The sequence below is a fragment of the uncultured Meiothermus sp. genome (assembly GCF_937863175.1).
Classification (GTDB): Bacteria; Deinococcota; Deinococci; order Deinococcales; family Thermaceae; genus Meiothermus.
The window spans coordinates 1-7740 of the sequence record NZ_CALMCQ010000108.1; the positions used below are offsets into that span (position 1 = coordinate 1).

9 protein-coding genes are annotated in these 7740 nt (G+C 68.2%); 7 read left to right on the top strand and 2 right to left on the bottom strand.

The window, feature by feature from the left end; all coding sequences use genetic code 11:
* The 3 genes from Q0288_RS04320 to Q0288_RS04330 form a co-directional block, all read left to right on the top strand.
* Positions 1-1903, top strand: a 1903-nt coding sequence (locus tag Q0288_RS04320) for a copper-translocating P-type ATPase (RefSeq protein ID WP_299427715.1), incomplete at its 5' end; no start/stop codon positions are given.
* On the top strand, positions 1903-2097 hold the full coding sequence (locus tag Q0288_RS04325) for a GDCCVxC domain-containing (seleno)protein (protein WP_299427717.1): 195 nt from the start codon (positions 1903-1905) through the stop codon (positions 2095-2097). The genes Q0288_RS04320 and Q0288_RS04325, both read left to right, overlap by 1 nt.
* The gene (locus Q0288_RS04330) at positions 2094-2516 is read left to right on the top strand and encodes a hypothetical protein (protein WP_299427720.1); all 423 of its coding nucleotides are present in this window, start codon (positions 2094-2096) and stop codon (positions 2514-2516) included. The genes Q0288_RS04325 and Q0288_RS04330 overlap by 4 nt, the downstream gene beginning before the upstream one ends.
* 33 nt (positions 2517-2549) lie before the next feature.
* Here Q0288_RS04330 and Q0288_RS04335 read toward each other — a convergent pair whose 3' ends face one another.
* Positions 2550-3230, bottom strand: coding sequence for a GntR family transcriptional regulator (locus Q0288_RS04335; RefSeq protein ID WP_299427723.1), 681 nt, complete (start codon positions 3228-3230; stop codon positions 2550-2552).
* A gap of 120 nt (positions 3231-3350) precedes the next feature.
* Between Q0288_RS04335 and Q0288_RS04340 the strand changes: the two genes are divergently transcribed.
* The 4 genes from Q0288_RS04340 to Q0288_RS04355 are packed head-to-tail and all read left to right on the top strand — an operon-like array spanning position 3351 to position 6841.
* Positions 3351-4535 carry an aminotransferase class V-fold PLP-dependent enzyme gene (locus Q0288_RS04340; protein WP_299427725.1) on the top strand — a complete coding sequence of 395 codons (1185 nt, stop codon included), beginning with the start codon at positions 3351-3353 and terminating at the stop codon, positions 4533-4535.
* A gap of 11 nt (positions 4536-4546) precedes the next feature.
* Positions 4547-5377, top strand: coding sequence for a transporter substrate-binding domain-containing protein (locus tag Q0288_RS04345; RefSeq protein ID WP_299427727.1), 831 nt, complete (start codon positions 4547-4549; stop codon positions 5375-5377).
* Between the two features lie 10 nt (positions 5378-5387).
* Entirely contained in the window at positions 5388-6038 is a 651-nt protein-coding gene (locus Q0288_RS04350; RefSeq protein ID WP_299427730.1) for an amino acid ABC transporter permease, read from the top strand.
* On the top strand, positions 6035-6841 hold the full coding sequence (locus Q0288_RS04355) for an amino acid ABC transporter ATP-binding protein (protein WP_299427733.1): 807 nt from the start codon (positions 6035-6037) through the stop codon (positions 6839-6841). Before Q0288_RS04350 ends, Q0288_RS04355 begins: the two co-directional genes overlap by 4 nt.
* A 130-nt stretch (positions 6842-6971) precedes the next feature.
* Here Q0288_RS04355 and Q0288_RS04360 read toward each other — a convergent pair whose 3' ends face one another.
* Entirely contained in the window at positions 6972-7439 is a 468-nt protein-coding gene (locus tag Q0288_RS04360) for a DUF305 domain-containing protein (RefSeq protein WP_299427736.1), read from the bottom strand.
* Positions 7440-7740: the final 301 nt, after the last annotated feature.

The window sequence follows — 7740 nt, forward strand, 5'->3', positions numbered from 1 at the left end:
GCTGGCCCTGACCCTGCCGATTTATTTCTATGCCGGAGCCCACTTCCCCAGGCTGGGCTGGAAGGCCCTGCGCTCCGGCTCACCCGACATGAACACCCTGGTGATGCTCGGCACCGGGGCGGCCTTCTGGTACAGCAGCGCCGTCACCGGGCTGATGAGCTTCGCGCCGGGTTTTCTGCCCGAGAAAGCCCAGCACGTCTACTTCGAGGCCGCAGGGGTGGTGATCACCCTGATTCTGCTGGGCAAATACTTCGAGGCCGTGGCCAAGGGCCGCACCAGCCAGGCCATGAAGAAGCTGCTGGGTTTGCAGGCCAAGACAGCGCGGGTGTTGCGCGACGGGCAGGAACTCGAGACCCCGGTGGACGAGGTGCTGCCCGGCGACCTCATCTCCGTCCGGCCCGGCGAGAAGATCCCGGTGGACGGGGTGGTGGCCTCGGGGCAGAGCTACGTAGACGAGAGCATGATCACCGGCGAGCCCATACCCGCCCTCAAGAGCGAGGGGGCCAAGGTGGTGGGCGGGACGGTCAACCAGAACGGGGCCTTCAGCTTCCGGGCCACCGCCGTGGGTTCTGACACGGTGCTGTCGCAGATCATCCGGCTGGTCGAGAGCGCCCAAGGCTCCAAGCCCGCCATCCAGGGGCTCGCCGACCGGGTGGTGGCGGTCTTCACCCCCATCGTGCTGGGCATCGCGGCCCTGACCGCCCTGGTCTGGCTCTTGTTCGGCGGCGAGAGCGCCGTGAGCTACGCCCTGGTCAACACCGTGGCGGTGCTGATCATCGCCTGCCCCTGTGCGATGGGCCTCGCCACCCCGACCAGCATCATGGTGGGCACCGGCAAGGCCGCCGAGATGGGCGTTCTGTTCCGCAAGGGCGAGGCCCTGCAAACCCTGCAAGAGGCCAGGGTCATCGCCCTCGACAAGACCGGAACGCTGACCAAGGGTAGGCCCGAGCTGACCGACCTAAAAACCCAGGGCTTTGACCAGGCCGAGGTGTTGCGGCTGGTGGCCTCGCTCGAGCAGAAGTCCGAGCACCCGGTGGCCCAGTCCATCGTGAAGGCCGCCAGGGAGCGGGGCCTGGAGCTGACCGAGCCGCTGGACTTCGAGGCCCTGCCCGGCTTCGGGGTCAGCGGGCAGGTGGGCATCTACCGGGTGGAGGTGGGCGCGGATCGCTACATGCTCAAGCTGGGCGTGAGCATCCACCCCTTCCTGGACGAGGCCCAGCGCCTGGCCGACGGGGGCAAGACCCCGCTCTACGCCGCCATCAACGGCCAGCTCGCCGCCGTGATCGCGGTGGCCGACCCCGTCAAGGACGGCACCCCCGAGGCCCTCGCGGCCCTACATCGGCAGGGTTTCAAGGTGGCGATGATCACCGGCGACAACCGCCGCACCGCCCAGGCCATCGCCAAACAGTTGGGCATTGACGAGGTGCTGGCCGAGGTTCTCCCGGACGGCAAGGCCGAGGCCATTAAAGGTTTGCAGGCCGGGGGTCACAAGGTGGCCTTCGTGGGCGACGGGATCAACGACGCGCCCGCGCTGGCCCAGGCCGACGTGGGGCTGGCCATCGGCACCGGCACCGACATCGCCATCGAGACCGCCGACGTGATCCTGATGTCGGGCGACCTGCGCGGCATCCCCAACGCCGTCGCGCTCTCGCGGGCCACCCTCGCCAACATCAAGCTCAACCTGTTCTGGGCCTTCGCCTACAACGTGCTCCTGATCCCGGTGGCCGCCGGGGTGCTGTATCCCGTCAACGGCTGGCTGCTCTCGCCGGTGCTTGCCGGGGCCGCGATGGGGCTTTCCAGCGTCTTTGTGCTCTCCAACTCGCTGCGCCTGCGCGGTTTCCGTCCGCCGCTGCGCGAGGCCAGCCCCGCCCCCCGCAGCGAGCCCCAGCCCGCGACCGCGTGATGCCCATCCTCGAAGCCACCCTGACCTGCCCGCAGTGTGGCGGCAGAACCGCCGCGACGATGCCCACCGATGCTTGTCAGCGCCTCTTCGCCTGCCCCTGCTGCGGGGTCATTCTCAAACCCAAGCCGGGCGACTGCTGTGTGTTCTGCTCTTTCGCAGACGTACCTTGCCCGCCCAAACAGGAGGAACCATGAGCGAAGCCATGCAGGAGAAAGACAAGTCCCTCGGCCTGTTCGTCGCCAGCCTCAAGACCGCCAAGGATAGGGTCAAAGACCGCGAGGCCTTCGTGGCCCGCTCGCAGGCCAAGTACGCCGCCCCCCAGGTGGGCGGCTTTCAGATGCTGGGTCTGGGGGGCTCCTGCGGCAAACCGGCCTTCCTGCTGCCCTTCGCCACCCGCTGGACGCCGGACAAGGCGGAGGCCCTCGAGGCCGTGGCCGAGCGCTTCGGGATGGAGGTGGAGTACGGGGCCTACCCCCACCTCAAGCTGCCCGAGCAGCTCGAGGTCGCCGCCGTCCACGACTGGCTGAACGAGACCCACGTCTACCTGCGGCCCTCCTACGAACGCAAGGAGGAACTCATCCGGGCCATCGCCGAAGCCCTCAAGCCCGCCTGAGTCTCGCCGACGCGCCCACCCCTGTCCCCGGCCCTAGGCCGGGGACTTTCTGCGGGCCAAGCGCCCCCTGAAGCGGTCGGTGGCCCCCTCCCAGTTGCCCTCCACCGCCTCCAGGGCGGTCTCGGCGCGCCCCGAGCGCAGCGAGCGGATGATCAGGGCGTGCTCCTTGACCGACTCCACCGCGTCCTTGGAGTCGAAGTGGGCCAGCTCGAGGCGGCGCAGCTTGGTCTTGAGGTCGGCCAGCACCCCCGCCAGCTCGCGGTTGCCGGAGCGCTCGATCCAGACCTGGTGGAAGCGGTTGTCGGCTTCCAGGGCGGCCTTCGCATCGTGCCGGGCGATGGCGGCGCGGAGTTCGGCGTTGGCGGCCTCCAGCTCGCCCAGCTCGGCCTCGCCCAGCCGGGGCTGGGCCAGCTCGAGGGCGTAGGCCTCCAGCCGCTGCACGATCCCGTAGAGTTCGTCGGCCTGCTCGGCCTTGAGCAGCGCGACCCGCGTCCACTTGTGGGAGGCGGTCTCGACCAGCCCCTCGTCCTCCAATCGGCGCAGGGCCTCCCGCACCGGGGTGCGGCTGACCTCCAGGGCCTCGGCCATCTCGAGGTCGCGGATCGGCTCTCCGGGCCTCAGGGTTCCGTCAATGATCCAGTCCCGCAGTTGCTGGTAGACCTGCTCGCGGGCCAGTTCCCGCTTCACGGTGCGGACGGTTTCGGGCAGTGGCATCGCCGCAGTATACCTCAACCCTTGACTTGTAGTATCAAGTATGTAATATATTGCTACACCAAATGAAGCCCTACCGACAGTCCTCAAGCAGGGAAGGCCCGGCATTTCGGGGAGGCCCGCGTGTTTGACCTCGAGCGCGCCCGCCGCGAGACCCCCGGAGCGTCGCGGGTGCTCCATCTCAACAACGCCGGGGCGGCGCTGATGCCCCAGCCTGTGCTGGACGCGGTGAAAGACCACCTCGACCTCGAGGCCAACTTCGGAGGTTACGAGGCGGCCCGGATGCGCTCGGCCCAGCACAGCGCCGTCTACGCCTCACTGGCCCGCCTGATCGGTGCCGCGCCCGCCGAGATCGCGGTGGTCGAGAACGCCACCCGCGCCTGGGACATGGCCTTCTACAGCATCCCCTTCGCCCCCGGCGAGGTCATCCTGACCAGCCAGGTCGAGTACGCCAGCAACCACATCGCCTACCTGCAGGTGGCCCGGCGCACCGGCGCGGTGGTGCAGGTGGTGCCGGGCGACGAGAGCGGGCAGATCGACCTGGAGGCACTGGAGCGGATGCTGCACGGGAGGGTTAAGCTGGTATCCCTGACCCACATTCCCACCAACGGGGGGCTGGTCAACCCGGCCGCCGAGGTGGGCCGTCTGACCCGCAAGTACGGGGTGCTCTACCTGCTGGATGCCTGCCAGTCGGCGGGGCAGATGCCGCTGGACGTGGCGCAGATCGGCTGCGACCTGCTCTCGGCCACCAGCCGCAAGTACCTGCGGGGGCCGCGCGGCGTGGGCTTCCTGTACGCCCGCCAGGTCGTCCTGGAGACCCTCGAGCCGCCCTTCCTCGACCTCCACGCCGCCACCTGGGAGGCCCCCGAGCGCTACGCCATCGAACCCAGCGCCCGCCGCTTCGAGAACTGGGAGTGCAGCGTCGCCAACAAGCTGGGGCTGGGGGCGGCGGTGGACTACGCGCTGCGCTGGGGCCTCGAGCAGACCTGGCCCCGCGTGCAAGCCCTGGCTGAACAACTGCGCCTGAGCCTTTTGGAGATGCCCGGCTGCACGGTGCTGGATCTGGGCCGGGAGCGCTGCGGCATCGTCTCGTTCAACCTGCGGGGCATCAGCGCCGACCAGGTGCGCCAGGCCATGCTGGCCCAGGGCATCAACGTCAACGTCTCCCGCGCCCCCTCCACGCTGCTGGACATGGGCGGGCGGGGCATTCAAGACCTGGTGCGGGCCAGCGTCCACTACTACAACAGCGAGGCCGAACTCGAGCGCTTCTTGCAAGCTCTGGAGCAACTCAATCGGGTAAGAGCTTAAGGAGGTAGGGTATGAAGCAAATGTTGGTAAGGGGCAGTTGGTTGGGTTTGCTGGGTTTGGCGCTGGGTATGGCAGGTGTGGCCTGGCAACCGGCCCAGGCGCAGGGCCAAGACTTGCTCTCGCGGGTCAAGGCGGCGGGGGTGCTGCGGGTGTCCAACACCCAGGCCAGCCCGCCCTGGAGCATGATTGACGAGAACAAGCAACTGGTCGGCTTCGACGTGGACGTGGCCACCGAGCTGGCCAAGCGCATGGGCATCGCCAGGGTGGAGTTCGTGGCCGGGCGCTTCGCCGACTTCATCGTCGGCATCGAGGCGGGCAAGTACGACATGGTGATCGCCGGGCAGACCGTCACCGAGGAGCGCAAAAAGGCGGTGGACTTCTCCAACCCCTACCAGGCCATCAGCGTCTCGGTCTTCACCCGCCCCAGCCGCGTCGCCCAGTTCAAGAGCGTCGCCGACCTGAACGGCAAGCGGGTGGCGGTGACGGCGGGCACCACCCAGGAGCGCTTCGTGCGCGAGCAGGTGGCCGGGGCCATACCCCGCACCTACGAGAACGGCACCTTGGCCCTGCTGGATGTCTCCTTCGGGCGGGCCGACGCGGGGCTCTTCAACCGCTTCGTGGGCTCGTACCTGGCCCAGCGCAACGGCCTCCTGGTGGCCCCGGCCTTCGACCTGGGGGTCGAACTCAACGCTATGAGCTTCCGCAAGGGCGAGCCCGCCTTCAAGGCCGCCGTGGACAAGGCCCTGGCCGAGATGATCGCCGACGGCACCCTCACCGCCATCTCCAAGAAGTGGTTGGGCGGGCAGGACATGACGGCGGCCCTGGCCAAATACGTCAAGTAAGGGGGGGCGGATGCTCGAGCTGCTGCAACGCGCCGCGCCCTTCCTGCTCCAGGCCCTCTGGACGACCCTCTGGATCGGGGTGGTCTCGTTCGTGCTGAGCCTGCTGGTGGGCCTGCTGGTGGCGGTGGCTCGGATGTACGGCCCCTGGCTACTGCGCGCCCCGGCGGCCGTCTTCGTCTCGGTCATCCGGGGCACCCCCCTCCTGACCCAGATTCTGCTGGTCTACTACGGCCTGCCGCAGTTGGGGGTGACCATCGAGGCCATCCCGGCGGTCATACTGACCCTGGCCCTGCACGCCGGGGCCTACACCAGCGAGGACATCCGGGGGGGCATCCAGTCGGTGGATCGGGGCCAGTGGGAGGCGGGCTACTCCAGCGGCATGACCTTCGCCCAGGTCATGCGGCGCATCATCCTGCCCCAGGCCATCCAGACCATCACCCCCAGCCTGGGCAACCGCTTCATCACCATGATCAAGGAGACCTCGCTGGCCTCGGTGGTGACCGTGGTCGAGCTGACCCGCGTGGCCGAGCAGATCGGCTCGGCCACCTTCCGCTACATGCAGATGTTCGTGATCGTGGCGGTCATATACTGGGCGGTGAACTCCCTCCTCTCGCTGGGCCAGGCCAAACTCGAGGAGCGGATGCGGAGGGCCTACCGATGAGCCACGAGCAGCTTCACGCGGGGGGTGGCCCTCATGCCCACGGCGGGGTCTGCCAGATCCGCGCCGAGAACATCCACAAGCGCTTCGGGCCGCTCGAGGTGCTCAAGGGGGTCTCGCTGACCGTCAACAGGGGCGAGGTGGTGGTGATCATGGGGCCGTCGGGCTCCGGCAAGACCACCCTCATCCGCTGCTTGAACCTCCTCGAGGAACCCGACCAAGGGAAGGTAATGGTCTGCAACCTGGATGTGACCAGCGGCGAAAAACCCCCCAGCCGAACCCGCAGCAACACCATACGCCAGCTCCGGGTCAAGGCCGCGATGGTCTTCCAGTCGTTTAACCTCTACCCCCACATGACTGCGCTGGGCAATACCATCGAGGGGCCGATGCAGGTGCTGGGCATGGGGCGCGAGGAGGCCACCCGCGTCGGCGAGGCGCTGCTAAAGAAGGTGGGCCTTTCCGACAAGCGCGACGAGCACCCCTCGAGGCTCTCCGGGGGGCAGAAGCAGCGGGTCGCCATCGCCCGCGCCCTGGCCATGAGCCCCGAGGTGGTGCTCTTCGACGAGCCCACCAGCGCCTTAGACCCCGAGCTGCACGAGGAGGTCTTGCAGACCATGCGCCAGCTCGCCGGGGAGGGGATGACCATGATCGTGGTCACCCACGAGGTGGCCTTCGCCCGCGAGGTGGCCGACCGGGTGGTGTTCATGGCCGACGGGGTGGTGGTGGAGGAGGGGCCGCCGGGCGAGGTTCTGGTCAACCCCAAGCACCCCCGCACCCGCAGCTTTCTCCGGCTGGTCGAGCACTAGGCCAGTGACAGCCGACGCACCCCAGCTTTCCGGTCGGGCGCGGCGGCTTCGGGCCTGGGCGCGATCCGCCGTCAGAACTTGAGCCGGGCCGACTCGTCCCGCATCAGCGCAGCGGGCACCCCCGCCCCCCTCAATAGCGCCGAAGTAACGCCTTCATCTGGGCGATCTCCGACTCCTGAGACCGCACGATCTCCCGGCACAGGTTGATGATCTCCGGGTCGGTAAGGGAGGCCTCCCGGCACATCAGGATAGCGCCGGAGTGGTGGGGGATCATCGAGCGCAGGAACTGCGCGTCACCGACGGCGGCCTGCGTCCGCATGGCCGCGAAGCTGGCCGCAAAGACCACGACCGCGCCGACGATCACCGCCGCGTTGGCCCGCCGCGAGGGGAACATCGAGCGCATGGTGTAGGTCATGATGGCGGCCATCGGGGCGAGCATCATCAGGGTCATGTATGTGTTGTTGAGGTTCAGGTAGAAGTGGCTCAGGCTGGCGATCATGGTGTACATGACCAGATACATGATGACGTAGTTCACCGCCAATTCGGCGGCCAGCCTCCCGTAACTTCCTCTGCCGTGCGACCCGTCGCGTGCCTGCACCTCAACCCCCTACGCGGCCTCGAAATTCGGACTTCGTGCCCCGGTGCGAGTGTCGCCGCCCCGCCTGTTTACTGGCTGAGACCGCGCTGAGAGTTTTGCCGCCCGCCTCCTCAAAGGTCTTGCCTGAGGGTTTCGGCGGTGCTCGCGGCTCCGCCAGCGGCGAGCTTTGGCCCCGTCGGCGATCCGCGCGACGGCGGGAGTCAGCCCGAAAGCCGCTCTCAGAGCGGTTTCCACGAATACCCGTTGCGGCGGTTTTTGCCGCGCCGGGTAGACTACGGCGCTCCGCGAGCGCCGTAGTGGT